This window comes from Beduinella massiliensis (assembly GCF_900199405.1).
GTDB classification, from domain to species: domain Bacteria; phylum Bacillota; class Clostridia; order Christensenellales; family Aristaeellaceae; genus Beduinella; species Beduinella massiliensis.
This window is the reverse complement of the sequence record NZ_LT963430.1, coordinates 1,161,427-1,188,238: the sequence shown is the minus strand read 5'-3', so window position 1 is coordinate 1,188,238 and position 26,812 is coordinate 1,161,427. Positions and strand designations below refer to the sequence as shown.

General features: G+C 60.4%; 22 protein-coding genes. 8 read left to right on the top strand and 14 right to left on the bottom strand.

All coding sequences use genetic code 11. The features are described from left to right. Window positions 1-108 precede the first annotated feature (108 nt). The 4 genes from trmFO to C1725_RS05975 all read right to left on the bottom strand — a co-directional run bounded on the left by trmFO (window position 109) and on the right by C1725_RS05975 (window position 5,904). Complete coding sequence (gene trmFO / locus C1725_RS05990) at window positions 109-1,440, bottom strand: methylenetetrahydrofolate--tRNA-(uracil(54)-C(5))-methyltransferase (FADH(2)-oxidizing) TrmFO (RefSeq protein WP_102410750.1); 1,332 nt, start codon at window positions 1,438-1,440, stop codon at window positions 109-111. Further along, entirely contained in the window at window positions 1,437-3,545 is a 2,109-nt protein-coding gene (gene topA, locus C1725_RS05985) for a type I DNA topoisomerase (protein WP_102410749.1), read from the bottom strand. Before topA ends, trmFO begins: the two co-directional genes overlap by 4 nt. Before the next feature lie 28 nt (window positions 3,546-3,573). Beyond that, on the bottom strand, window positions 3,574-4,683 hold the full coding sequence (gene dprA / locus C1725_RS05980) for a DNA-processing protein DprA (protein WP_102410748.1): 1,110 nt from the start codon (window positions 4,681-4,683) through the stop codon (window positions 3,574-3,576). A 228-nt stretch (window positions 4,684-4,911) separates the two neighbouring features. Next, window positions 4,912-5,904 (bottom strand): LysR family transcriptional regulator, encoded by a 993-nt coding sequence (locus tag C1725_RS05975; protein WP_102410747.1) that lies wholly within the window; start codon window positions 5,902-5,904, stop codon window positions 4,912-4,914. Between the two features lie 189 nt (window positions 5,905-6,093). Here C1725_RS05975 and C1725_RS05970 point away from each other — a divergent pair, with 189 nt between their 5' ends. Next, window positions 6,094-7,233 (top strand): MBL fold metallo-hydrolase, encoded by a 1,140-nt coding sequence (locus C1725_RS05970; protein WP_102410746.1) that lies wholly within the window; start codon window positions 6,094-6,096, stop codon window positions 7,231-7,233. Window positions 7,234-7,382: 149 nt separating this feature from the next. On the opposite strand, the gene C1725_RS05965 is transcribed toward C1725_RS05970, so the two are convergent. The 8 genes from C1725_RS05965 to C1725_RS05930 all read right to left on the bottom strand — a co-directional run bounded on the left by C1725_RS05965 (window position 7,383) and on the right by C1725_RS05930 (window position 17,425). Continuing rightward, on the bottom strand, window positions 7,383-8,915 hold the full coding sequence (locus tag C1725_RS05965; RefSeq protein WP_102410745.1) for a YifB family Mg chelatase-like AAA ATPase: 1,533 nt from the start codon (window positions 8,913-8,915) through the stop codon (window positions 7,383-7,385). Window positions 8,916-9,243: 328 nt separating this feature from the next. After that, window positions 9,244-9,891 carry an HD domain-containing protein gene (locus C1725_RS05960; protein ID WP_102410744.1) on the bottom strand — a complete coding sequence of 216 codons (648 nt, stop codon included), beginning with the start codon at window positions 9,889-9,891 and terminating at the stop codon, window positions 9,244-9,246. 211 nt (window positions 9,892-10,102) lie between these two features. Beyond that, window positions 10,103-14,062, bottom strand: a complete 3,960-nt coding sequence (locus C1725_RS05955; protein WP_102410743.1) for a phospholipid carrier-dependent glycosyltransferase — start codon at window positions 14,060-14,062, stop codon at window positions 10,103-10,105. Between the two features lie 67 nt (window positions 14,063-14,129). Next, window positions 14,130-14,480, bottom strand: coding sequence for a YraN family protein (locus C1725_RS05950; RefSeq protein WP_102410742.1), 351 nt, complete (start codon window positions 14,478-14,480; stop codon window positions 14,130-14,132). Then, a complete protein-coding gene (locus tag C1725_RS05945) occupies window positions 14,477-15,127 on the bottom strand; it encodes a ribonuclease HII (protein WP_146009167.1) in 651 nt (216 codons plus the stop codon). Before C1725_RS05945 ends, C1725_RS05950 begins: the two co-directional genes overlap by 4 nt. Further along, window positions 15,081-16,022, bottom strand: a complete 942-nt coding sequence (ylqF, locus tag C1725_RS05940; protein WP_102410740.1) for a ribosome biogenesis GTPase YlqF — start codon at window positions 16,020-16,022, stop codon at window positions 15,081-15,083. Before ylqF ends, C1725_RS05945 begins: the two co-directional genes overlap by 47 nt. A gap of 98 nt (window positions 16,023-16,120) precedes the next feature. After that, window positions 16,121-16,462, bottom strand: a complete 342-nt coding sequence (rplS, locus tag C1725_RS05935; RefSeq protein WP_102410739.1) for a 50S ribosomal protein L19 — start codon at window positions 16,460-16,462, stop codon at window positions 16,121-16,123. A gap of 183 nt (window positions 16,463-16,645) precedes the next feature. Beyond that, entirely contained in the window at window positions 16,646-17,425 is a 780-nt protein-coding gene (locus tag C1725_RS05930) for an SDR family oxidoreductase (RefSeq protein WP_102410738.1), read from the bottom strand. 160 nt (window positions 17,426-17,585) lie between these two features. On the opposite strand from C1725_RS05930, the gene C1725_RS05925 reads away from it, so the two are divergent. Both C1725_RS05925 and C1725_RS05920 read left to right on the top strand, forming a co-directional pair. Further along, complete coding sequence (locus C1725_RS05925; RefSeq protein WP_102410737.1) at window positions 17,586-18,167, top strand: GNAT family N-acetyltransferase; 582 nt, start codon at window positions 17,586-17,588, stop codon at window positions 18,165-18,167. A 424-nt stretch (window positions 18,168-18,591) separates the two neighbouring features. Continuing rightward, window positions 18,592-18,795 carry a hypothetical protein gene (locus tag C1725_RS05920; protein ID WP_102410736.1) on the top strand — a complete coding sequence of 68 codons (204 nt, stop codon included), beginning with the start codon at window positions 18,592-18,594 and terminating at the stop codon, window positions 18,793-18,795. A 6-nt stretch (window positions 18,796-18,801) separates the two neighbouring features. On the opposite strand, the gene C1725_RS05915 is transcribed toward C1725_RS05920, so the two are convergent. Both C1725_RS05915 and C1725_RS05910 read right to left on the bottom strand, forming a co-directional pair. Continuing rightward, entirely contained in the window at window positions 18,802-19,812 is a 1,011-nt protein-coding gene (locus tag C1725_RS05915; RefSeq protein WP_102410735.1) for a beta-propeller fold lactonase family protein, read from the bottom strand. Continuing rightward, window positions 19,809-20,750, bottom strand: a complete 942-nt coding sequence (locus C1725_RS05910) for an NAD(P)-dependent oxidoreductase (protein ID WP_102410734.1) — start codon at window positions 20,748-20,750, stop codon at window positions 19,809-19,811. The genes C1725_RS05915 and C1725_RS05910 overlap by 4 nt, the downstream gene beginning before the upstream one ends. Before the next feature lie 185 nt (window positions 20,751-20,935). On the opposite strand from C1725_RS05910, the gene C1725_RS05905 reads away from it, so the two are divergent. The 5 genes from C1725_RS05905 (at window position 20,936) to C1725_RS05885 (ending at window position 26,748) form a co-directional block, all read left to right on the top strand. After that, entirely contained in the window at window positions 20,936-21,640 is a 705-nt protein-coding gene (locus C1725_RS05905) for a response regulator transcription factor (RefSeq protein ID WP_346026396.1), read from the top strand. Further along, window positions 21,641-23,062: an ATP-binding protein gene (locus tag C1725_RS05900; protein ID WP_102410732.1), complete on the top strand. Its 1,422-nt coding sequence runs from the start codon at window positions 21,641-21,643 to the stop codon at window positions 23,060-23,062. 89 nt (window positions 23,063-23,151) lie between these two features. Next, window positions 23,152-23,568 carry an FMN-binding protein gene (locus C1725_RS05895; protein WP_102410731.1) on the top strand — a complete coding sequence of 139 codons (417 nt, stop codon included), beginning with the start codon at window positions 23,152-23,154 and terminating at the stop codon, window positions 23,566-23,568. Beyond that, the gene (locus C1725_RS05890; protein ID WP_346026395.1) at window positions 23,565-26,039 is read left to right on the top strand and encodes an ABC transporter permease; all 2,475 of its coding nucleotides are present in this window, start codon (window positions 23,565-23,567) and stop codon (window positions 26,037-26,039) included. The genes C1725_RS05895 and C1725_RS05890 overlap by 4 nt, the downstream gene beginning before the upstream one ends. 22 nt (window positions 26,040-26,061) lie before the next feature. Then, a complete protein-coding gene (locus tag C1725_RS05885; RefSeq protein ID WP_102410730.1) occupies window positions 26,062-26,748 on the top strand; it encodes an ATP-binding cassette domain-containing protein in 687 nt (228 codons plus the stop codon). Window positions 26,749-26,812: the final 64 nt, after the last annotated feature.

Sequence of the window (26,812 nt, the reverse complement as noted above, 5' to 3'; positions counted from 1 at the left end):
GTCGCGGTCCGTACGGGGCCGCTTCCCTTATTATAACGGAATGCGCCGGTCAGCGCAATGTGCTTGCGGCTGACCGGCGCGTTTTTCCTGATCTGGATGCCCTGAGCCTTAGACCGGACCGGACGGTTCTGCGTAAAAATCGCCCCGCAGCGGGTTGGAACGCAGCGCCTCGATCACGTTCAGCGCGCGGACGGCCACCTGCGCGTAGCGCTCCTGCTTGCCCTTCACGCGCCGCTCCAGCGGGTCGATCAGCCCGAAGTTCGCGTTCATCGGCTGAAAGCCGCCGCCAGCAGCGGAGACATAATGCGCCATCGCCCCGATCGCGGTCAGGCGCGTGAAGTCCACGGGCGCCTCCCCCCGAAGCTTTCTCGCCAGCGACAGGCCCGCAACCAGTCCCGAGGCCGCGCTCTCCACGTAGCCCTCCACGCCGGTCATCTGGCCCGCGAAGTAGACGCCGGGCCTTTGAAGCATTTCGTAATGGTCATCCAAAAAACCCGGCGAGTGCAGGAAGGTGTTGCGGTGCATTACGCCGTAGCGTGCGAATTCCGCGTGCTCCAGCCCCGGAATCATCGAAAAGACGCGGCGCTGCTCGCCCCACTTGAGGCGCGTCTGGAAACCGACGATGTTGTACAGCGTCGCCGCCGCGTCGTCCTGACGCAGCTGCACCACCGCGAAGGGCTCCCGCCCCGTGCGCGGGTCTGGAAGGCCCACGGGCTTCATCGGGCCGAAGGCCATCACCATGCGTCCGCGTCGGGCCATCGTCTCGATGGGCATGCAGCCCTCGAACACCTTGGCGTCGTCAAACCCGTGCACGTCGGCGCCCTCGGCGGCGATCAGCGCTTCGTAAAAGGCGTCGTATTCCTCGCGCGTCATGGGGCAGTTGAGGTAATCGTCCCCGCGCCCGTACCGGCTGGCACGGTATATCCGGTCCATGTCGAGCGATTCCTGCATCACGATGGGGGCGGCCGCGTCAAAAAAGTTGAGCGTCTCAAGTCCAGGCAAAGCGGCGATTTTTTCCGAGAGCGCGTCCGAGGTCAGCGGGCCCGTGGCGACGATACAGGGCGGCTGCGGGATGTCGGTCACCTCGCGGCAGACGATCTCTACCCGCTCGCATGCGGCGAGCGCCTTGGTGACGAAGCCGGAAAAGGCTTCGCGGTCCACCGCGAGCGCGCCGCCCGCAGGCACGCGCGAGGCGTCCGCCGCGCGCAGGATGAGGGAATCGAGCTGACGCATTTCCTCCTTGAGCAGCCCCACCGCGTTGGTGAGCGCGTCGCCGCGCAGGGAGTTGGAGCACACCAGCTCCGCAAAGCCCGCCGCGTGGTGGGCGGGCGTGTACTTTTCGGGCTTCATCTCCACGAGGGTGACCGCGACGCCCCGTTTTTGCAGCTGCCAGGCCGCCTCGCAGCCCGCCAGGCCCGCGCCTACGACCGTTGCCCTCATTCGTCCGTCTCCTGCCCCTCTTCCGGCGCCTGCACCTCGACGCGGTGGCGGCAGGTCTCGCTCGCGCAGATGTGCCACATCTCGCCTTTGCGTCCGCGCTTGAGCGTCATATAGCTGCCGCAGACCGGGCATTTCTCCTTGACCGGCATATCCCAGGAGACGAAGTCGCACTCCGGGTAGTGCTCGCAGCCGTAGAACTTGCGCCCCCGCCGCGATGTCTTTTCCAGCAGCTTGCCGCCGCACTTGGGACAAGGCGCCTCGATCTCGATCTGAAGGGCTTTGGTGTTGCGGCAGTCCGGGAAGTTGGGGCAGGCGAGGAACTTGCCGTAGCGCCCGAGCTTATAGACCATCATCGCGCCGCATTTGTCGCACACGACGTCGGAAACCTCGTCCTTGACCTTGACCTTCTCGATCTTCTGCTCGGCGTTTTCGAGCGTCTTTTCAAAGGGGCCGTAGAAGCGCTCGATGACCTCTTTCCAGGGCATCTCGCCCTCCTCCACCTCGTCGAGCTGTTCCTCCATACCCGCGGTGAACTGGATGTCCACGATGTCCTTAAAGTATTCCTTCATCATCTCGGTGACCATCGTGCCCAGCTCCGTCGGGTACAATCGCTTTTTTTCGCGCGTGACGTAGCCCCGGGCGATGATCGTGGAGATCGTCGGCGCGTAGGTCGACGGACGGCCGATGCCCTTTTCCTCCAGTGCGCGCACGAGCGAGGCTTCGGTGTAGCGCGCGGGCGGCTGCGTGAAGTGCTGCTCCGCGTCCGTCTCCACGATCTCCACCGGATCGCCCACGCTGGCCGCGATCTGGGTATTGTCCACAGCCTCCTGCGCCTCGTCCTGTCCCTCTTCATAGACGGCGGTAAAGCCAGCGAACTTGAGGTGCTCGCCGTAAAAGCGCAGGCCCACGCCCTCGCTTTCCATCTCCATCGTCAGCGTCTCATAGACGGCGGGCGCCATCTGGCTGGCGACGAAGCGCAGGTAGACGAGCCGGTACAGGTTGTACTGATCCTTGGAAAGCGAGGCCTTGACCTCCTCCGGATGGCGGGAGACCAGCGTCGGGCGGATGGCCTCGTGCGCGTCCTGAGCGCCCGCGCGTCCCTTGTAGACGTTGGGCTTCTCCGGCAGGTACGTATCGCCCCAGCGGCCCGCGATCATCTCGCGGACGTCCGCGATGGCCTCCTCCGACACGCGCACGGAATCCGTACGGATGTAGGAAATAAGGCCCTGCGTGCCTTCGCCCTCCAGGTCTACGCCCTCGTAAAGCTGCTGGGCGATCTGCATGGTCTTAGCGGTGGTGAAGCCCAGCTTGCGCGAGGCCTCCTGCTGCAGGTTCGAGGTGGTGAACGGCGCGGCGGGGTTCTTGCGCCGCTCGCTGGCGCGGACGCTCTTCACCTCAAAGCGCGCATGCTCCACGCGCGCCTTCGCGGCGGCGGCCTCCTGCTCGCTGTGCAGCTCCGCCTTTTTGCCGTCCAGCGACGTAAGACGCACGTGAAACTTCTGCCGTCCGAGCTGAGCCTTCGCGTTCACGTCCCAGTATTCCTCGGGGATGAACGAATCGATCTCCTGCTCGCGGTCCACGATCATGCGCGTGGCAACGGACTGCACGCGGCCCGCCGAAAGTCCCTTTTTGATCTTCATCCAAAGGAGCGGGCTGATCTTGTAGCCGACCAGCCGATCCAGCACGCGGCGCGCCTGCTGAGCGTTCACCAGCTCCATGTTGATCGGCCTCGGGGACTTCATGGCATTTTTGACCGCCTTGTCCGTAATTTCATGAAATTCCACGCGGCAGGGCTCGGACGGATCGATGCCCAGCACGTTTGAAAGGTGCCACGAGATCGCTTCTCCCTCGCGGTCAGGGTCAGTCGCGAGGTAAATTCGAGTCGCGTTCTTCGCTTCCTTGCGGATTTTATCCAAAATTTCACCGCGCCCGCGGATGGTGATGTACTTGGGCTCGAAGTCATTTTCCACATCCACGCCCATCTGCGACTTGGGCAGGTCGCGCACGTGGCCCTGGGACGCCTCCACCTTGTACGTGCGTCCCAGGAACTTGCCGATGGTGCGCGCCTTCGCGGGCGATTCGACGATGACGAGTTTATAGTTCAAATCGAGAACCCTCCAGTGGGATTGTTATTTATCGGTCCAGGGCGTACATGCACCCCGGCAACTGCTTCATTATTTCCTTTATTTCCATCGTTGTCAAGAGCATATTTAATTTATCCGGCGCAAAACCGGTCTGCAGGAGCAGTTCGTCGAACGAAAGCGGCTCGTTTTTGAGCAGCTCTACGACCTTCTGCTCGTCCACGTCCAGCGTAGGCGTGAGCTTCCCGCCGAAGGTATCGGTGAGGAAGGAAAGCTGCGTATCCGGCATCTCCCAGCGCTGGCGGCTGAGGATGTCCTGCGCGCTGCGCGCCATCGACGCGCCCTCCGTCAGCATCTGCAGGGGCATCTCGCTCATCGGCGCGTCCACCGGCCCCGGCATCGCGTACACATCTCGCCCCTGTTCGAGCGCGAGGTGCGCCGTGATCATCGCGCCGGACCCGCGCGCCGCCTCCGTCACCAGCACCGCCGCGCTGATGCCGCTGATGATGCGGTTGCGCCGCGGGAAATTCTGAGGGATCGGCTCCGTACCCGGCGCAAACTCGGAGACGATCGACCCGCCGTTCTCGATCACGCGCGCAAAGAGCGCGGCGTTCTCCGGCGGGTAGACGATGTCCGCCCCGCAGCCGAGCACTGCGATCGTGCGCCCGCCGCCCGCAAGGCAGCCCACGTGCGCCGCCGTGTCCGTGCCGCGCGCCATGCCGGATACGACCGTGACGCCCGCCTGCGAAAGCTCCCGGCCAAAACGCTCCGCCTGCCGGAGGCCATAGCGCGTGGCCCGGCGCGAACCGACGACCGCGACCGTGCGCATGTCGGACAGGTCGGCCCTGCCGCGCACGAAGAGCACCGGCGGCGGATCCCCGATGTGCGAAAGCAGCGGCGGGTATTCCGCCTCGCCCAGGCACACGATCTGCATGCCGCTACGCTGCATTTTTTCCATCATTGCAGAAAAATACGCGCGGTTGCGCGCGGCGGCCATCTCGGGATAAGCGCGGTCCCCCAAAATGCCGCGGGCTCTCTCGTCGAACTCGCCGTATACGCGCTCCGCGCTGCCGTACAGCGCGAGCAGCCTGCGAAAACGCGTGGGCGTCACGCCCGGCACGCACGCCATCCAAGCCCAAAATGCCTTTTCCCGCTGCTCCATATCATCCGCCCCAATACTCTTCGTCGATGCTGCGATAGCGCACGGCCCTGCGAAGCTGACCCGCTTTCATTGATCGTAACATATTATCATATGTCCCTTTAAAAGACAAGGCCGACGGAAGGCTGTTCTGCGTGGGGTATCGTAAACGTTTTATTTTATGGACTATGCCTCACGCGAGGCAATGCTCCTGGCCGAAACGCTTGCGTTTGCCGTCTGGCTGAAACCAGACTATGTAAACGTTTCGGCCATAATCTCGATCAGCTTTTCTTCCGCACGGTTCATAGCGTGATCACGGCGAAACAAAACGCCAACCTTCTGTACGGTCTGGCTGGTATCCAAGGAAAGGTAAGTAATCGCCTGTTCCAGATTCATGTGGCGTAAAGGCAAAGAGGGCAAAATTGCGATGCCCGCGCCGGACGCTACGGCCTGATACAGCGGGCTGGTAAGCTGTGTGTGCAAAAGAACCGGCGGATGAATTCTGTTTGCGGCAAAATAATTTTTCGCATATCTACCGCTATAGGATGTGTTGCGCGGCATTAAAAAGCATTCCGCGGCGAGATAGTTTGCCGAAATAACCGGATACGTACTGTCCGTTCTCGTCTGGGCGAAGCGTTCGAGCGAATGGCCCTTCGGCACCGCCAGTACCATCTCCTGTTTGCCAATAACGCGATACCCCAACAATGACGCGTATTCTTCCGTCACGATACCAAGCGCGAGGGGCCAGCGCTCATCGAGAAGCCCGTTTAAAATGCTATGTTGGGATGTAGGCTGTGAAATCACCGAAATGGGATAAGCCCGCCTGGAGAGCTCCGGTACAACCTGCCCTGTCACGAAACCCGAATAAATCATCGGATAAGCCAACAAAATTTCCTGTGCCCCGGAGCTTCGATGCAGCGTGTTATAGAAATCTTCGTTCATGCGTACAAGCCTTTTTGCATTTTCTAAATACAATTCGCCTGCCGGAGTGGGAACCATACCTTTCCCTCCGCGTTCAAAAAGCGTAACGCCCAGCTCCATCTCGACATTTTGCAGCAAACGGCTGAGAGCTGGCTGAGAGATATAGAGGCTCTGCGCCGCTCGAACGATGCTTTTTTCTTTCGCGATGGCAAGCAAATATTCATACTCTCGAAGCCTAATGGGAATCCCCTCCAGTTTACACCGCAAAATGAAACCGTTACCTTTATGATAATAAAAAGAATTTGTGAAGTCAACCCGAACCATGCGCTTTCCGGCATTGCTTTTTCCTTATACACGCCATAACAAATACACCGTTCCATTTTGCACAGTTATAACAAATTTGCATAGATGCAATGTCTTTTTGATATTTGCTCTTTGTGCCGCTGCATGGTAAGATGCCTGTAAACAGGAAACCTGAAAAACGGCACAAAAAGAAGTACAGGAGGTTTCAAAATGAGCGAAAAAATGACAAGAAGAACTTTTTTAAAGGCTTCTGCAGCAGGGGCGCTGGGCATGGCGGCGTTGGGCGCATCTACAGCGCTCACCGCCGAAGACAAGGCGGCGGCTCCGGAATCCCCGGTCACTCCGGGCGATGAATCCAGCAAGAAAATTTCCGTACCCGGAACAGCCGGTGTTTTAAACCGCAAACTGCTGGGAAAGAAGTCCTGGAACGACCCCAACCTGCAGATGAAAGTCCGCTGGAGCGGCGTAAACTTTTATGAGTTCGTTTTACCCAACGGAAAGACCATCGTCATGGATCCGTACTTTGACGATCCCGACAACGATCATAACGAGTTTAAGTACACGCCAACCCATTTGCCCGGCGGTGAATGGGTACACGGAGCAGATTACGTTCTTTTGACTCATGGTCACTTCGACCACACGGGAGAATTGCCGTCTGTCCTGGAAAAATACCCGCAGGCACACGTAGTAGCGCCGGAGAACGGCCTGCCCTCCATCATCTGGGCGCACCAAAATAAAATCAACTACTCCGGCCACTACTTTGATGCAGCTGGCGCACATGATAAGTTTGTTTTTAATGGTTTCACACTGGAAACTTGTCGCTCCAACCACAATGTCAGCAAAAAACCGGTTTCCGATACGCTGGAACCGGAAAAGTATTTGAAGCAAGACGGTACGATGGATTTTTATGAGCTCTATCGCTGGATTTATGAACGCGAAATTATGAACATGAAGATCACCACAGACGAAGGTTTCACAATCCTGATCTGGAACTCTGAAATGCAAGCGGACGGCCTTGGCTTTGAATCTCGTTCCTATTTCTATAAAGACGTCAATCCCGACCTTTTCATGTATCAGGTTGCGGGTGCGAGCTTTGACTATGACCGGCGAAATCCGAACTGCAAACACATGGGCGAATGGATTGCCTCCGTTAAGTGCAGGACCGCAATCCCAGAGCATCAACAGCATTTCTCCTACGACGAATTAGACGCCATTGCCAGCGAATTCAGCGACATCTGCAACGCGCAGAGCGTCGGCACATCATTCCTGACGCCCGAAACAGGCGTCTGGTACGGGTTCAGCAAGGATATGGATGGAAACGTAAGCATCTGTCTGGTCGAAGAGGCCTAGTACAGCGAGGCCCTCCGGGCTGCCACACAAAAACAAAACCCTTTCCTCGCAATATGGCCGCAAGCCATGAAGCGTTGAAAGGGTTTTAACGATTCGCTCGGAACGCACTTTAAAGGAGGTTATGCATGGGGTCATGCGAATGAAGCGCGTCATCCACCCCAATACTTTTCGTCGATGCTGCGATAGCGCACGGCCTCCGCGATGTGCGAGGCGGCGATGTCGGTGCCCGCAAGGTCCGCGATGGTGCGCGCGACCTTGAGCACGCGGCTGTAGGCGCGCATGGACAGCTTGTACTTCTGCACCGCGCTGTGCAGGAGTGCCTTTGCGTCCGCGCTAAGCGGGCAGTAACGTTCGAGCTGCCCGGCGGACAGCTGCGCGTTGCAGCCGATCCCCTCGTCCGCATACCGCTCGCCCTGCCGCTTTCTCGCCGCCTCCACCCGCACGCGCACAGCGGCTGAGCTTTCCTCCGCCGCACCGCCCGCGATGTCCGATACGGGCACGGAGGTGATCTCCAGCTGCATGTCGATGCGATCCAGCAGCGGCCCGGACACGCGGTCCAGATACCTGCGAATCTCGTGCTGCGTGCAGCGGCACTGCTGATCCTCCGAACCGTAGTGCCCGCAGGGACAGGGATTCATCGCCGCCACCAGCATCACCCGCGCTGGGTAACGCGCCTGGGCCGCCACGCGCACCACGGAGACAAAGCCGTCCTCCAGCGGCTGACGCATCGCCTCCAGCGCGGCGCGGTTGTACTCCGGAAGCTCGTCCAGAAAAAGCACGCCGCCCGAGGCCAGGCTGATTTCGCCCGGGCGCGCCTTGGGGCCTCCGCCCACCAGCGCGGCGGCGGAGGCGGTGTGATGCGGCGCGCGGAACGGGCGCTCGCGCAGCAGTCCCTCGCCCGGCGCAAGCTGGCCCGCGGCCGAATGGATGCGCGTAGCCTCCAGCGCCTCTTCAAACGTCATGTCCGGCAAAATGCCCGGCAGGCAGCGCGCGAGCATCGTCTTGCCCGCGCCCGGCGGCCCGACCATCAGCACGTTGTGCCCGCCCGCCGCAGCGATTTCCAGGGCGCGCTTGGCGCTGCGCTGGCCGCGCACGGCGGACAGATCCTGCGCGGGCCTGCGCTCCGTGAGCAGCCGCTCGTAGGGCACAGGCACGATCGGCTCGATCCGCTTCGCGTCCGTCACGTGATCGACCGCCTGACGCAGCGACTCCACCGGGACGATGCGGATGCCGTCCACGCAGGCGACCTCCTGCGCGTTCTGCGCGGGGATCATCGCCTCTCGGTAACCCAAGGCCCGCGCGCCGATCACCATCGGCAGCACGCCGCGTACCTGCGTCACCTGCCCGCCCAGCGCGAGCTCACCCAGCACCACGCGCCCCGAAAGGCCCGCGCCGTCGATCTGGCCGGAAGCGGCGAGCAGCGCAAGCGCGATGGACAGATCATAAGCCGGCCCCTCCTTCTTCACGTCCGCCGGAGCCAGGTTGACCGTCGTGCGCGCGACGGGGAACGTAAAAGCCGACTGCTGCATCGCCGCGCGCACGCGCTCCCGCGCCTCGCGCACGGCGGCGTCCGGCAGGCCGACCAGCTCGAACATTGGCAGTCCGTCCGCGACGTAGGCCTCCACCGTCACGGGAAAGCCGTCGATGCCGCTCAGACCAAAGCTCTGTACTTGCGATAGCACGCGCGTCCCTCCCCCCGCCCCTGACGGGACGTCTTCATCTTCGGACATTGTACATCATGCCCGCGCCTTTCCGCAAGGGGAACGCACTCCTGCCCGCTTATCGAAACGCAAAACGTTTACTCCTCAGCCATTCGGGAAAGAAATCCTCGGCGTATCTTACAGCTCCTTTCGCTTATTTCCCATATATTTACCGTTCTTTTTTCAATCGCTCAGTTAGTGCATGAATCAGCGATAGAAAACTATAATCTTTAAAGATGCCAAATCTATGAAAAGAAATGGACAGTGCTGATATCTACCTCTGTGGTGGAACCCATATACGATTCGATAGTTAATATTTCACAATGTGCTCGCGTGATATGCACGAATCGAGAATACCGCGAACCAATTCATCTTTGAATAACTCATATATATTCCCATTATATAATTTGTCAAAATACTCCTTCAATGCGTAGAAAGCTTTCCATTTATCCACTGTATATTCGTTGAAACCATGCCGCAATGCAACGTCAACAAGACGAATATCCATTAGTACTACACCTGTAGGTAGCGAAATTGCATCACACAGTTGGATCAGTTTATCAAATTGATCATACTCAGCTGTCTTTAGATATGAATCAATAAAGCCCAGCTCTTCCTCGGTACAGTCTCGCTTTCCTGAAAACGATTTTACTTCTTTGATTGGATATGAATGTGTTAAACAAATTCGCGCTATGTCATCATATCCTTTTTCCATCATTAAACTATATCCAGCTACTGCATGATGGAGAGCGCGGACACCTTCAAATCGCCCTATATCATGTAATAAACCGCACACATATGCTTTGTCAGAATCCATATTGCAAGCAATAGCAATTCGTTCAGCTGCAGCAGCGACAGTTTTACAATGCTGCACCCACCGACCAGGGTTCAACGCACTGGCCCACTTGACCAATTCTATAGCCTCAACGCGCGACGGATACTTTTTTCTACCGATCATTATACTCACCCTTTCTCATCGTATAACCAAAGCATACCTATCTTTTCTCTCTTGAGAATTATCACCCCTCTTACTATGTTTAAATAGACATCTCAAAAGTATGGATAGCAGGAAGTCTGCTGAGGTCGTATACTGGTGGATCGATCGTAAATAACGCTCCGCCGCCTGCATGCGCAGCACCCCCACGGCCAAAGCCGAGGGGGGTGCATTTTTAGTACCAGAGCCAGTTTTTAAACCAGGCGGCAGCCTCCATCCAGGTACGGGAAACGGTGAGGCCGGAAATCGCCGGGTAGAAGAGCACGAACAGCGCCGCCGCGAGGGCCAGATGCAGACCGATCACCGCGTAGCCCGTCTCTTTTTGCTTCCACTTTATCGTCCGCCATACCTGCGCGGTACACAGGATGATGAACGGCACGCTCGGGAAGTAATGGTAGATGAACGTCGAGCGCGGCACCAGCACCCAAGGCAGGTATTGCGACAGAAAGCCGACGGCGAGGAAGGGCAGCGCCCGATCCACCGGGCGATCGTCCCCGTAGCCGATGAGCGGCGAGATGCCCTTCTTTAAGAACGTGCGCGCGAGCACGAACAGCACCGCCGCCAGGCCCGCCCACCAGACGGCGGGGTTGCCCATCGCGTAGATGACCGAGGCCGTGCCCGGCGCCTTGAAGGGCGCGTCGTAGTACCACATCGGCTTCATGATGAGCGGCCACTGCCACCACGGGGACTTGAAGAAGTGGTCGTCCACCAGCTTGCTGTGGTAGCTGTACATCGACACCTGCGTATCCCAGATGCGCTTTAAGGTCACCGGGCCATCCGGAGAGAGCTGCGGGATGTAGCACAGGCAGTACACCAAAAGCGGCAGCGCGATGAAGAAGACGAAGCACAGGGCGACGGTGATGAGCGCATAGCGCGGGAAGGCGTCCGCCGCCTGTTTCAGGCGCTCATCCTCCCTTTCATGCGCGCGCGCCCACCGCGCCTGACGCCAGAGCTGATAGAGCCGAATGAAGAACAGCAGCGCCAGCCCTGCCGCCGCGTACATGCCGGTCCACTTGCTGGAGACGGCCAGCGCCATGAAGACGCCCGAAAGCCCCAGCGGTATGAGCGTGCGCGTGAACCGCTGATGGTAAAAGCTCATCTGCGTCCAGCGCAGCATGCAAAGGTACATCGCCATGATGAACAGCACCACGAAGGTGTCGATGGTCGCAATGCGCGTCTGCGTGAAGTGCATGCAGTCCAGCGCCAGAAGGGCCGTCGCGTAAAACGCCGGGGCGGTGCGCCGGAAGAGCTGCTTGCCCAGCAGGTACATCACCGGCAGCATCAGGATGCCCGACACCGTGCCCGCAAAGCGCCAGCCGAAGGGCGTCATGCCGAAAAGATGGATGCACAGCGCCATCAGCAGCTTGCCCAGCGGCGGATGCGTCCATTCGAACGTATGCAGCCCGTTCAGATGCTCGTAGCCCGTGCGCGCGTGATAAATCTCGTCGAAGTACGTGCCGTTCAGGTAAGAGGGCAGATCCGGCACGGTATCCTGCTCGTCGATGAGCAGGGCCGCGTCCTGCGCGCGCCCCTCCACCCCGCCGGTGTGGCTCACGCCTGACACGGGCAGCACCGCGTGATCCGCAGCATTCAGGAATCCGACCTCCCCCATCACCGCGCCCGCCGCCTGCAGGGTCAGCCGTACGTATCGGCCCGTAAAGGTCTGCATCTCGCCCGTCCACTTCGTCTCGTCTTCCGAGTTGACGTAGGGCTTGCAGTGGGCGATCCACAGGAAGCATTCGCCCTCGTTCATGAGTTCCTCGTCCGTCCAGTTCTCGCCGTCCTCGCTCACGCTGATCGTGTAAGACGGATCGGAGATGCCCACGTAGACGTAGACGTTAAAGTCCTCACGCCTTTCGCCCAGGTCGAAGACGACCTGCTCGCCCGCCGCGCTGGAACGCCACATCGTCTGCGGCGCTTTGGTGGAGCCGAGGTTCACAAAGGCCACCGCCGCGTAGGCCAGCGTGACGCCGAGCATCAGCGCCCAGTCACGCCTGCGCATGTGCAGCCTCGCGTCGGGCGCCTTGAGCAGCGCGTCCCGCATGCGCGCATCCTCGGGCGATTCCTCCGGAGGCTCCTCGCCCTCCTCCAGCTCGCCGTCTTTCCCTGCATCCTCCAAAGGAGCGGGTTCCATCGCCCGATCCCGCACGCAGTGATCCCAGGCTGTCCATACTTGCACGCACAGCGCCGCCAGATTGACCGCGCCCAGCAGATAGCCCACCCACTCGTTAGGGGCAATCAAGTGCTCAAAGGCGAGCACCATGCCGGCATTGACCGCAAGCGCCGCGGAATACGCGCCGAACACCAGCAGCGTGCGTTTGTCGGGACGCAGGGCGTAGGCCATCAGCAGCAGAATCAGCACCGGCATGAGGTAGCGCTCGTGCATCTTCGGCCCCAGCACGTACAGCGCCGAGAGCAGCAGCGCGCTCACCTCGAACAAGCCGTCGCCGCGCCGATCCTTGAGATACAGAAAGACGGATAAGAGTATGGAGAACGCCATCAGCGCCCAGCCCAGCGCGCTGTAGGACAGGCCCAGGGGCGAGGCCGCCGCCGCGTCCTTCCAGTTTCCGCCGAGCAGGAACATCAGATTGCCCGTGGAGAGCGTCGCATAATTGTAGGAGCCCAACGTCCCCGCGTACTTCTGAATCAGCCAGTCCGCCGGCTGGTTCAGGGAAAACGGCAGGACGATCGCCGCGAAGCACACGAGCGAAAGCAGCGCGCCCATGCCCAGAGAGCGCAGCGTCCGCCGGTCTCCCTCTTTGCAGGCGACAGCGATCGCCTTTACGATCACCACGACGCCCAGAGGCGCCAGCATCAGCGCCTGCGGCTTGGTGAGACAGGCGGCGATATAGACCGGCAGCGACGCATGCCACTTGCGCTCCGCCGCGAAGAAGAGCGTGAGCAGCAGCAGCAGCGCCAGCACGGAATCCACCTGTCCCCAGCACGCGCTGACGATCACCGTCGCAGGGTTAAAGGCGTACAGGCCCGAGAGGATCAGCGCGGCGCGGCTGTCCACGCTGCGGCGCACGCGGAAGGTCGCCGTGGGGCCATCCGCCCCCTCCACCTGCACGACGGTCTTGACGCCCTGCGCCAGCCGGTAGAGCACCGCCGCGCCCGCGATGTCGCAGGCGACCGGCACGAATTTGAGCAGCATTTCCGTCGCCGCGCTGCTGTAGGGCAGGTGAAACACCTTCATCAGCAGGCCGTTTACGAGCAGCACGAGCAGGTATCCCGGCGGATAGTCGCAGAAGTAGTCCGGCGAATAGAAGTTTGCCGGACCCAGCTCCGCCATGCGCAGCGACCACGCGGAAAAGCAGCCCATATCCACGCCGTAGCCGGGCACCAGGCCCGAAAGCACGAGCCGAATCAGGGCCGCCATCGCGAGCAGGACGACGAGCGCGTTCAGCGTCTGCCCCCCTCCACGCTTTCTGCGAAGCGAGCGCATCGATAGGGCGAGCGCCAGGACGTAGAGGAGCGAAACGACAAACAACATGGCGATCATGAAGCCCGCCGGTACCGACGAATCCTCTATCTCTGTTTCGGGCTCAGGCGTCGCCAAATCGACGTATCCGGCCCCGGCGGGCACGCTGTCTACCTCGATCAGCGAGACGTCGTCAAACCAGGCCCGGCCCGTGTTTTCCGAGCCGTAGCCGCCCACGCGCGCCATGACGGTGACTTCCTTTTGCCCCTTGCCCGTGCGCGCGTACAGTTCCAGCAGCACCCATTCGCCATCCGTGTCGTGGACGTCGGGCGACGTGCCGTACACGTCCGCAAACGACACGTTCGCGCCCTTACGCCCCTCGCCGCACTCCTCCGCCTTGACCCAGGCGGAAAGCCTGTAATACGTCTGCGGCTTCACCTTCACGGTCTGTTCCAGGCGGGCGTCGTTTGCCTGCACGTTTTCAACCAACGCAGAGCGCTCGCCCGTATGCGCGTCCGCAGAGGACTCGATGTACGTCGCGCCCGCGCTCGTCACCCACATGCCTTTGATCCACCCGGCGGGCAGCGCGCCGCTCATCTGTTCAAAGCCGCCGTTTGAAAGGAGGTTGTCTTCCGCGAGCGCGCCCGCCCCGATGCAAAGCAGGAGCAGGCACGTTAAGAAGAACACCCCGAGACGGTCTATCGCTTTTCGCATGGTTCAACCTCCCAATGCTGCGGTTATACCCGTATATGAACGCAAAGCAATCCCAAAAACATCCCGATCAGGGCGCGAAATCGAACGCCGCCGGGATGTGATGGACGGCTCCTGCCTGGATTTCCACCACGTCGAAGCGCACGGGCACGTCCACGCTGCCCCTGGAGACAAGGTATGAAAGCGCGGCCCGCGAGATGTGCGCGCGCTTTCGCGCGTCCACCGCCTCCCGCCCCAATCCCATGTGCGCGTCCGTGCGCAGCTTGACCTCCACGAAGACGAGGTAGCGCCCGTCGCGCATGACGAGGTCGATCTCCGCGCCAGCGGCACGTACGTTGCGCGCGACCTCGGTCATGCCGTGCGCCACGAGATAGGCGAGGGCCTGTTCCTCGCCGAGCGTTCCCTGCGCGCGGCGGTTCATGCCTGCGCCTCCCCGCGCGCGCAGCGGCTGACGTCCACGAAGTGGCCGATAAAGCTGCGCCGGTGCTCCGGACAGGGGCCGAACGCCTTCAGCGCCTCGATGTGCGCCTTTGTGCCATAGCCCTTGTGCTTCTGAAATCCGTACTGCGGGTAGCGCTCGTCCAGCTCGCGCATCATACGGTCGCGCGTCACCTTGGCGACGATCGACGCCGCCGCGATGGAATAGCACAGCGCGTCTCCGTGCACGATGCCGCGCACCTCGCCCGAAAGGTCGATCTGATCCACCGCGTCGATCAGGAACAGGTCGCACGGCGCTCCCTGCGCCGCGCGCTGCATCGCGCGCTTCGTCGCCCGCAAGATGTTCATTTCGTCGATCTCCTCCGCCGTAGCGATGCCTACGCCGACGAAGAGCGCCGTCTCCCGAATGCTTTCAAAGAGCGCCTCGCGCTTTTTTTCCGAAAGCTTCTTGGAATCGTCCACGCCCAGCAGCAGGGGCGCCCCCGGCATCACCACGCAGGCCGTCGCCACCGGACCGGCCAGCGGCCCGCGCCCAGCCTCGTCGATGCCCGCGAAGGCGCGGCCTGCCTGCCAGAGCTGCGCGTCAATCTGCGTGATCTCCTGAAGGCGTTCCTTCGGGTCCTTTCGCATCCGCCGTATCCTCCTTCGCCTGCTCTTTCGCACGGTCCGTCGGGCCTGCCTTGGCGCGCGGCGGACGCTCCAGCGTCATGCGGCCGAGCTTGCCCGCGCGGAACTCATCCAATATGACCGACGCGCCGCGGTCCGTATCCAGCACGCCGCCCGGCAGCAGCCAGCCGCGCCCGCGGCAGGCGTTTTCCAGCAGCGCGAGCCCGCCCTCGCAGGGTTCCTTCAGGCGAAAGCGCTGCATCGCAGCCTCCGGCGCGCTGTCCATCAGGTCCTCCAGCAGGTGGATCGCCAGCATCTGGTGATCCACCACCTGGTCGCGGATGGTGCCGATGTAGCAAAGCCTGCGCGCCGCCGTCTGGTCGTCCAGACGCGGCCAGAGCAGGCCGGGCGTGTCGAGCAACTCCAGATAAGGCGTAACGCGAACCCACTGGTTGGCCCTCGTCACGCCGGGGCGATCCCCCGTCTTGGCGATGGCGCCGCCGTGCAAGCGGTTGATGAACGTGGACTTGCCGACGTTGGGCACGCCCACGACCATCACGCGCACCGTCTTCTTGACGCCGCGCGCCGCCTGGCGCTCGACCTCCGGGCGCACGGCGCGCTCGATGCGGGCAAATACGTCCTTAGCCCTGCCCGACACGGAGGAATAGGCCATGGCCTCTACGCCCTGTCGCGCAAAATAGGAAAGCCAGGCGCTGGTGAGCCCCGGCTCCGCCAGATCGGACTTATTCAGTATCAGAATGCGCTTTTTGCTCCTGCAAAGCGCGTCCAGATCCGGGTTGCGGCTGGCGTGCGGCATGCGCGCGTCGCACAGCTCCACCACCGCGTCCACGCGGGACAGTTGCTCGCTCAGCAGCCGCCGGGCGCGCGCCATGTGCCCCGGATACCAGTTGATGGGCATGGGTCTGCCTCCTTTCACGCCCCGCTTTGGAGGCGATCCCCATAATAATCACAAAAGGCCGCAAGCACACATGCCTGCAGCCCCTTGAATGCGGAGTCTTATCTTTCCTTGATCTTCGCCGCCTTGCCGGACAGACCACGCAGATAGTACAGCTTGGCACGACGAACCTTGCCGCGGCGGATGACCTCGATGCGGTCGACGCGCGGCGAATGCAGCGGGAAGGTACGCTCCACGCCGATGCCGTAAGAAACGCGGCGGACGGTGAAGGTCTCGCGGACGCTGCCGTTGCGCTTGGCCATGACCGTTCCTTCAAACGCCTGAAGGCGCTCGCGGCTTCCTTCCACGACCTTGACGTACACGCGGACGGTGTCGCCAACGCGGAAGTCAGGCCGATCGGTACGGAGCTGCTCACGCTCAATCGAACGGATGATTTCGCTCATTGTCAGTTCTCCTTTCCTCATAGACGTTCGTGTTCGCACAAAAAAGCAGGCGAACAGAGGACCGCCCGTTTAGCACTCGGTCATTATACCATACGCCCCGGCCGTTGACAAGCCTTTTTTGCGGGCAATGCCCGCATTCGCTTCCGAACAGCCGTCTTCCCATCACAGCCTGCTCACGCAGCCTTACGGGCGCTGGCCCATGCCGCCCTCCAGCGTCAGGGTCTCGCCCGACATGTACTTGAAATCCGGTGATCCCAGCAGCACGCAGACGCGGCCGATGTCCTTCTCCGGGTCGCCGAAGCGCCCCATCGGCACGGCCTTCAGGTTCTTTTCATAGGCCTCGGGATAGGCCTCCCTGAAGTTCTCGAGCTGTGAGGTCATGGCCAGCGGGCAGACGACGTTGACGTTGATGTTGTCCTTTCCCCACTCCGTCGCCGCCACGCGCGACATGCCGCGGATGCCCTCCTTTGCCGCCGCATAGGAGCTCTGCCCCTGATTGCCGAACAGGCCCGCGCCGGACGCGAAGTTGATGACCGAGCCCTGCGTCTCCTTGAGATAGGGGTAGCACTCCCGCATGTAATAGAAGGTCGCGTACAGGCCCGAATAGATGCCCAGGTCGAAGTGATCCTTCGACTGGATCGCCAGCGGGATGCCAGAGGCGGAGGCCTGCGCGTTGTTGATGAGCACGTCGATCCGCCCGAAGGTCTCGGCGGTCTGCTTGACCACCTGCTTGACCTTGTCCTCGGAATCGTCGTCCGGGGTGACGTCCGCCTGCAGCGCCAGCACCTTGATGTCATACAGGCGTTCGAGCTCCTCCTTGGCGTCCAGCAGCTTCTGCTCGTTGCGCCCGGTGAGCGTGAGGTTCGCGCCCTCCTTGGCGTAGGCCACGGCGATGCCGTAACCGATGGACTTCGCCTTGCCGCCGCCGGTGATGATGGCGACCTTGCCGTCAAAAATACCCATTTCAAAACATCTCCTTTGCTTGGTGCAGTGATTATTGGAAACAGCGTCTTTCCTTATACATCGCTATATTCTAACCCGCCGACAAGACGGGAGGAAAAAGGAATTTTCATCCCGCGCGTCGAAGGGAGGACAGCATCGAAAACAACAGGAGGAAAAAAGCATGCTCTCCCTACGTCTGCGCACCGTCCCCTACGCCGCCGTCGGCGACCTCTACGCGCGCATTGCACGCGACTTTCCCATCCCCGCGGAGCGTCCGCCGCTCTCCACATTCCGCCGCTACCTCAGGACCGGCGCGGCGGAGGCGTTCGACGTGCTGCAAGAGGGCAGGAGCGTCGCCTACGCCGTATGCACGTGGGGCGAAGACAGCGTGCTCTGCTCGTTTCTGGCGGTGGAGCCCGAATGCCGCGCCATGGGCGTGGGAAGCGCGGTGCTTGCGCGCCTGTGCGCCTTTTACGAGGGCTCGGACGCGCTCATCGTGGAGGTAGAACAGCCCCAGCTTGCCGAGAGCGAGGAGGACCGGCGGCAGCGCGAAAAGCGCATCGCCTTTTATGAGCGCGCGGGGTTCTCGCTCGCGCAGGGGATCGATTACACCATCTGGGGGATTCCCATGTACCTGATGGCGCGGCCGCTGCGCCCGGACGCAGAGCCGGAGGAGGCGCTTCCCCGGGAGATGCGCTCCGTCTATCAAAAGCTCTTTCCTCCAAAGCTCATGTACAAGATGGCGATCTCGCCCAAGAGCTGATCCTCACAAAAGCCCCAGCCAGCGCAGCAGGTAGATACAGTCCAGAAACCCCTGATGGTAGATGTGCTCGTCGTCGAACGTCATCACGTGCACCTTGGCCGCGTCGTAGCGGTCGATGAGCTGCGCGTCCTCGCCCAGCCTTTGGCCGATCCTGCGGTAAAGCTCCTCGCATTCGCGTTGGGCGCGCAGATAGCGGGGGGTTTTTGCGGTTGTTTCGATACGCCATGCGGGTACAGGCGTTCAGGCAGCAGGACCTGAAATAATCCTCGAAGGAGCGGTAATAGTCCGACATTTCGCATCCCCCTCAATTTCATGTCACCATCATACACGTTAGTCCGTACATTTAACGGTGCATTATTTTAGAAATATGAACGGTATTACGTGTGCGTTTTATACAGGTTTATATTTTTAGGAGGAAGTCACCATGCCAGTTTCAGATGCCCGTAAGCGTGCCAACGCAAAATATGACGCGAAAACCTATGACCGGCTTACCTGCAAGATCAAAAAAAGCGATACGCTCCTGCTTCGGGAGCATGTCGCAAAGCGCGGCGAAACCATCAACGGCTTTCTGCTTCGCGCCATCAAGGAAACGATGGCGCGTGACGACAAAGCGCAGCGCGGCGAATAGGTCGCTTTATTTTGCCGTCAGACAGACCGGCGCGGGCACGGCGAGGCGGGAGGCGACCCTCCACCCCGCCGCCGTCCGCCGCAGGCAGGTCACCTCGTTTGACCTCTGACAAGCGCAGAGCAGGCAATCTTCGCCGACCGCCAGCAGGTCGCGGGGATACGCGCCGCCGCAGGAATAGACGCCTTCGCGCACGGGCAAGCCCTGCGCGTCGAGCCGAAACACGGATACGCTGTCGTGACCCCGATTGGAGACGAAGAGCCGGCCATCCGGCCCCTGCCGCAGGGCGGCGGCCCAGCTCTCCCCCGCGTCCTCTGGCAGGCAGGGCTGCGCATCCGCGAGCGAATAGCCGCCCCTGCCGTCCGGCAGGAGCGTGAACAGCTCGCTCGTCAGCTCGCTCACCACGAACAAGCCGCCGTCCGGGCGAAACAGAAGATGACGCGGGCCGCTGCCCGAGGGCAGCGGGACGGGCGAGCGCTCGATCCACGTGCGCGCGTCGTAACGGCGCACCCGGTCGGCCCCCAAGTCGCAGCAAAAGAGCGCATCCCCGTCAAACGCGCAAAAATGCGCGTGCGCGCACTCCTGCCGCGCTTCGTTCGGCCCCTTCGCCGCATAGCGCAGCGACGCCACGGGCGCATGCAGCGCGCCGTCCACCGCGAGCGCATAGACGCTTACCGTGCCGTCCCCATAATTGGCCACGGCCAGGAAGCGCCCGTCTTCGCTTCGTGCGAGGTGACAGGGCGCGCCGCCGCCGGAGGGAAGCGCCTCCCGCCGGAGAAGGCGGCCGCTCTTGTCAATGGAAAAGCGCGCCACGCCGCCGCCCGGCACGCCCGCAAACGTCGGGCATTCGCAGACCGCGTAAAGGCTTTCCCCATCGGGCGCGCGCAGCAGATAGGAGGGATCCGGCGCCGCCCCCGCCGCCCGCAGCCCGGTGAGCGCGCCGGTGGATGGATCGAGCGCCGCCTGGTAAATGCCCTGCGAGGCGGTGCCCGACGTGTACGTACCGATCCAAATCTTCATGCGTTCACCACGTTCTGCGGCCTGCCCGCGATAAAGGCGCGCAGGTTTTCCGCGCAAACGTTCATGAGGCGGCGGCGCGCCTCGATCGGCGCCCAGGCGAAGTGGGGCGTGATGACGCAGTTCGGCGCGCCCAGCAGCGGACAGTCCGGCGCCATGGGCTCCCGGCAGAGCACGTCCAGCCCCGCGCCCGCCATCTTGCCGCTGTCCAGCGCGTCGCGCAAATCCTGCTCGACGATGAGCGGCCCGCGCGCCGTGTTGAGCAGCAGCACGCCGTCCTTCATGCGCGCGATGCTCTCCCGATTGATGATTCCCTTCGTCTCCGGAAACAGCGGGCAGTGCAGCGAAATCACGTCGCTCCTTTCAAGCAGCGCCTCAAAGGACACGCATTCAGGCTCCCGGGGCGTGCGCGTATAGGCGATCACGTCCATCCCCATCGCCCGGGCGATGCCTGCGACGGCTCGGCCGATGCTGCCATAGCCGACAATGCCCATCGTCTTGCCCGCAAGCTCTATCAGCGGCGTATCCCAGAACGTGAAGCAATCGCTTCTGACCCAGCGCCCCGCGTGCACCGCGTCGCTGTGGCTGCCCACGTGATGGCACAGCTCCAGCAGCAGCGCGAACGTAAACTGCGCGACCGACTGCGTGCTGTAGGCGGGCACGTTGCACACGTCGATGCCGCGCTCCCGTGCGGCCTGAACGTCCACGACGTTGTAGCCCGTCGCGATGACGCCGATGAACCGAAGCTTCGGCGCCTGCGAGATGATTTCGCGATCCAGGATCACCTTATTGGTAAAGACCGCCTCCGCGTCCCCGATGCGGGCGAGCGCCTCCGACTGCGGGGTGGCGTCGTAGACCGTCAGCTCCCCCTGGGACGTAAAGGCGTCCCAGCTCAGGTCGCCGGGGTTGGCCGCGTAGCCGTCCAAAACGACGATTTTCATGGTGGGTTCCTCCCTGTCTTTTGATTGAACCCATTGTAGCACGATCGTCCCTTTGCGGGAAGGGGCTTCTTCGCCCGCAGAGCAGGACACCGCCGCATGGTATCCCGGTACTGTCCGGCGATTCACCGGCCCGCGCTAAGCGTTTCAGGGAGAAAACCCAGTTGGAAGGAAAGGTAGGTATGAAAATGGAAAACAGGATCCTGCTGGTTGACGATGAAAAGGACATCGCGAACCTGCTGGAAAAGGTGCTGCGAAGAGAAGGTTTCTGCTCCGTTCAAAAGGCGTTCACCGGCGCGGAGGCTCTGGCTGCTTGCCGGACGTTTCAGCCGGACGTAGTCGTGCTGGACATCATGCTGCCCGACGTCGACGGGCTCGAAGTTTGCAGGCAAATACGCACCTTTTCCTATTGCTCCATCTTATTCCTTTCCTCCAAAAACGACGATGTAGATAAGATCCTGGGCCTTTCGTGCGGCGGCGACGACTACATCACCAAACCTTTCAGCCCGCGCGAGGTTGTATTCCGCATCAAGGCTCAGCTCCGCCGTCAGCAATATCCGGCTGCCGCCTCCGGGGAGGCTCGAACCCTTTTGACCGCCGGGCCGCTTTCGGTGGATCGGGATAGCTGCCGCGCCTATAAAGACGGAGCAGAACTCGCCCTGACCGGACGCGAGTTCCTGCTGCTCTCCTACCTCATGGAGAACGCGGACAAAATCATCAGCAAGGAGCGGATATACGAGCAGGTATGGGGCGAATACGCCGTCGTCTGCGATAACACCATCATGGTTCATATTCGGCATTTGCGGGAAAAAATCGAGGACACGCCCTCCAGCCCGCGGCAGCTTATCACGGTGAAGGGCCTGGGTTACAAGCTCAAAAGGCGGGTTGATTAAATGAAGCGGTCGGGCTACCTGAGCATATTCCACATCTACCTGATCTTCTTTGTGTCCTCGCTCTGCGTCCTCCTACTGGCAGGTTGGCTGCTCTTTGGAACGTTCGCGGTGGAATTGCCCGATGGTCGGGTCGTACGGAGCGATTGGCCCAGGGTGTTCGCAGAGGACTTTAAGGGACAGATTCTCTTTGTCGATGAGGTGCCGCAGATTAAGCCGGAAGGAATAGACCTGCTGCAAGCCTCTAAAGCCGGCATTCAGATTCTGGACGCTTCCGGCAGCGAGGTGTTCCGTTACCAGACGCCGGAGGGAGCCCCCAGCGCATATACCGGCCCGGAGCTGTTGCGGCTTTGTAAGGATGGGCGGCTGAACGGCGATCCGCTATCCGCCTTTTCCGGTTCGGTTTGCGCCGGGGAAAAGGAATTTGTGTACCTGATGTTTTTCCCCATAGGGGTATCCGGCGTCACGATGTACGTCAACGAGAGCCGTTTTTCCGGCGGAAAGGCCATTGTTTTACCCATCGTTTCCGTGTTGGTCGCAGCGGTTCTTTTGTCGGGCGTCCTGTACGGCTTTTTTATAACCGGGACCATGAAGCGCCTGGTGAGCGCCATTGAAGACATCGCCTCCCGGCGCTACACGCCTGTTCAGCGGCACGGTGTCTTTCAGGACCTGTACGGCAGCTTCAATGCGCTGGACGAAAAAATCAGGGCCAGCGAACATCTACGGGAGCAGACTGAAAAGCTGCGCAATGAATGGATCGCCAACATAACGCACGACCTGAAAACGCCGCTCTCCCCGATCAAAGGGTATGCGGAGATCCTAAAGGAAAACGGCGGCGAAGACCAGAAACAGCGCATCCGTTATGGGGAGATCGTCCTGAAAAACGTTTCCTATATGGAAAGGCTGATCGACGACCTGAAGCTGACCTATCAGCTGAAGAACGGCATGCTTCCGCTGAATCGGGAAAAAAGAAATATCGTGCGCTTTCTCAGGGAGCTGGCGATCGACATATTGAACTCCCCGGATTATGAAAAGCGCACCATTCACTTTGAAAGCAACGCAGAGGACATTCCCTTTTCTTTCGACCAGACGCTTTTGACCAGAGCCTTCCGCAATTTAATCATCAATGCCTTTGTACACGGAGACGAGGCCACAGAAGTGATCCTGCGCGTATCTGCAACGGAAACCGCGCTCACCCTTCAGGTCGCTGACAACGGAAAAGGCATCGACGCCGAAACCCTCGACCATCTCTTTGACCGTTACTATCGGGGCGCGGACACCCGGCAAAAGCCGGAAGGAACCGGGTTGGGGTTGGCGATCGCCAGGGATATCCTCGAGCTTCACGGCGGCACGCTCTGTGTTTTCAGCACGCCTGCGGTCGGGACTACGTTTGAGATCCATTTTCCAGGCGTTAAGGTTCATTAAGGTTACCTGAAAGCTGAATTAAGGTCGACAGTCTATCATGAACATCGTGATAGCTGTCGACCTTTTTTTGATATGAGGAGGTGATATCCATGAAAGCGAGGTTAAAAAAGGCACTCCCCTGCTTCATTGCAGCGGCGGCCGCGTTCATACTCGAATTTGTTCTCGTAGCGTTTCTGCTGCGGCCGCAGCCTTTACAGGTTGGAACCGCCGATCTGGGCACGGCAGCCGACGGCGAATACATCGGTGTATGCCAAAACAAAATTCTCTTCGCCGTCGTACAAGTCGAGATTCACGACCACAAAATATCCGGCATTGAGGTCATGGAGCATAAGGCATCGTACAGGAAGCAGGCCGAACAAATAGCCGAAGCGGTTCGCGCAAAGCAATCGCTTCAGGTCGATTCGGTCTCCGGCGCGACGCTCACCAGCCGCACCGTGCTAAAGGCAATCGAAAACGCATTGCATGGGGCTGAAAGGCCCGACGACGGAAAGCAGGTGTCTGATTGAAAATCCTTTTCAAGTACATTTTTACGAACATTCGGGAAAAAAAGACGAGAACCGCCGTGATGCTGCTGTCTATCGTCCTCTCGGCGTCCCTGCTGTTGGTATCGTTCTCCATTGGCGCGTCGTACGAAAGCGCCCAGCGGAAAATGGCGCGCGGCATGGCCGGAAGCGCTACGCTTTCCATCACCGCCGCCGAAGGACGGATCGACGCCGGCGTCCTCCCGGAATTGCCCCAGATTCACACCAGCGCCGGCATCCTGAAGGAATCCGCGCTCTACCATGAAAACGGCTACTATGAAACCATCGATCTGGTCGCATGCGACCTGTCCCAGCTCGCCAGGATCAACCCGCCCCGCCTGGCAAACGGCGAAGAAATCACAGATTTTTCCGGCTATCAGGTGATCCTGCCCGACCGCTTTGCGTCCAAGTACGGCATTCAGCAGGGGGATACCGTTATCCTGCAAGTCGGCGGAGAACCCGTATCCCTAGAGGTTGCCGGTATCGCCGCGTATGATACGGTTTTCCTTCGTCATACAAGAGGCGCGACGGTTCTGATCCCTCTCTCCACGCTCTTTGAGCTGTCAGGTGAAACGGAAGGATACACGGAAATTCTGGTCGAACCCACCAAAGGAACCACAACCGCCGCGCTAAAGGAAACGTTGACGTCGGCGCTGCCGGCCTACGCATACCACGTAGCCGAGGTGGTAAACGAAGCGCAGATCGCTTCAGACGCCCGGCAAAAATCCATGCCCTTCTTCCTGATCAGTTTTTTCTCGCTGACCATGAGCGTCTTTATCATTTACAGCAGCTACAAGGTCATCACCTTAGACCGTCTGCCGGCCATCGGCACATTCCGAAGCGTCGGCGCGACGCAAAAGGCGGTCACCCGTATTCTGCTGTCGGAAAGCATGCTCTACGGCATTCTGGGCAGCCTTCTTGGCCTTCCAGCGGGCGCATGGGCTTTAAAGCTGATCCTTCGAGGCATGGGACAATCCCTCTCGCAGGGAATTGAAATTCCCATCATCCTCTCCCCGCTCGGGGTAGCCCTCTCGGTTACCGTCGCGGTGAGCGTATCCCTGCTTTCCGCCTGGCTGCCGGTGCGCAGGGCGAGCCGCTTGCCGGTAAAAGACGTTGTTTTGGGCCATGTTGAAGAAAGGTCCGTTCCCAGACCTATTATCATCGGCGCCGGAGCGATGCTTTTCGGGCTTTCCATCGCGCTTCCGAAGCTGGCGTCCGAAAAAGCGCTGTACCCGGCAGGCGGTCTTTCCCTGCTCGGACTGATCGCCGCCACCCTGTTCATCGTTCCTTCCCTGACAAACCTGGCTTCCAAAGGGTTGGAAAGGCTTTATGGCGCGCTTCTGGGAAACGAGGGGCGGCTGGCCGCCCGAAACATGCGCGACAACAAAAACACCGCCCAAAACATTACGCTGCTGTTCATCAGCATTTCCGCCGTGATCGCCATCACCGTGGTGGGAAACTTCGTAACCACGTATATCACCGACGTGTTTCAAGGCGCGGAACTGCAGGGCTTTGCGGACGGGCACATGGAGCCGGACTTTGTAAAGCAGGTTCAGGAGATAGACGGAATTGAAACGGTGCTTCCCCTCCATGTGTATAAAAACCAGATGCAGGCAAATGGGAAGACCCTGAGCCGGTTGGAGGCGACCGACAACCTTGCCGCGTACTGTTCTATGCTGGCGCTCAACTTTACGGAAAGGAACATGAAAGAAGAGGCGATCGCGGCCTTTTCCAATGAGCGCGCCCTCCTGTTAAGCGAGGATTGCATGAAGCGCATGCAATTCTCCGTGGGAGATACGCTGGCGCTGACCTGTGGCGGCGGACAATACGCCTACCGGATCGTAGGCAGCTTCAAGTCGAGAGCTACAGACGTAGAGGCGGTGATCGCCGCCTCTTACGCGGTCTCCGACTTCGGCGCAAGCGCTTACGACTTTCTTGCCTATACCGCGGCAGACGCGGACGCGGTCATGGTACAGATTCGCGCTTTGTTTGGCGACACCTCAAACTGGAGCCGGACGGTGGCGGAGTTTAACGCGGACGCGCTTTCTACCGTAGGGGCGTTTTTACAACCCATGCACAGCATGACCTACTTCATTTTGCTTCTGGCGGCCGTGGGCGTCGTCAACAACCTGCTTATCCAATACCTGCAAAGGCGGCGCAGCATCGCCATGTACAAGTCGGTAGGCCTTTCCGACCGGCAAAATATCAAGATCAGCCTGATCGAAGGCTTCTCGTCGGGCCTGATCGGCGCAGTTCTTGCCATCTTCGTTTCGTATATGGAGATTCAGACGATTTTCCTCGTGGCGGGCCCCAAAGTTTCCATGGTGCCAAAGCTTGACGGGGCCGTATTCCTAAAAGCGGGCGTCATGGGCGTCTTCGTTACGCTGCTCGGCTCAATGGTTCCTATTATGAAGAGCCGCCGTATGAAACTGGCGGAGGAAATCAAGTTTGAATGACGTAAATTGAGGAGGAGCTCAAATGAAACAGGAAATCGGTCCGGCCGCCGTCGAGGCCAAACACATCGTCAAGGACTTTCATCTGGGCGGCGCTACGACAAAGGTACTCAAGGATATTTCGCTTAAAATCATGCAGGGGGAATTCGTCTCGATCATGGGGCCATCCGGTTCTGGAAAGAGCACTCTGCTCTATATCCTCGGCGGGCTGGATGTCCCCACCTGCGGGCACGTCCTCCTAAACGGAATGGACATATCCCGGCTCGACGACGAAAGGATGAGCCGTATCAGGCGCCAAAAGATCGGTTTTGTCTTTCAGTTTTACAATCTCATTCCGAATCTGAACGTCGAAGAAAACGTCCTGCTGCCGCTGCTGTTGGACGGCAAAAAGATGGGGGGATACCAAAAGCGGCTCAACGACATTTTAGAGGTCGTCGGCCTGTCCGATCGCCGAAAGCATACGCCCCGCGAACTATCCGGCGGTCAGCAGCAACGCGTGGCCATCGCCCGCGCCCTGATCGCGGGGCCGGAAATCCTCTTTGCCGACGAACCCACCGGAAACCTAGACAGCAGGACCGGCGCTGAGATCATGCGCCTGCTGCGGGAAATTCATCAAAGCGGCGGCCAGACGATCCTCATGGTCACGCATTCCCCGGAGGCCGCAAAGAGCAGCAGCCGCGTCATCACGGTACAGGACGGCGTCCTCCTCTAAGCATCGCCCTTCCGTTTTGCCGCTTAAAGAAATCCCGCTTTTCGCATCCACGATTACGCAAGCG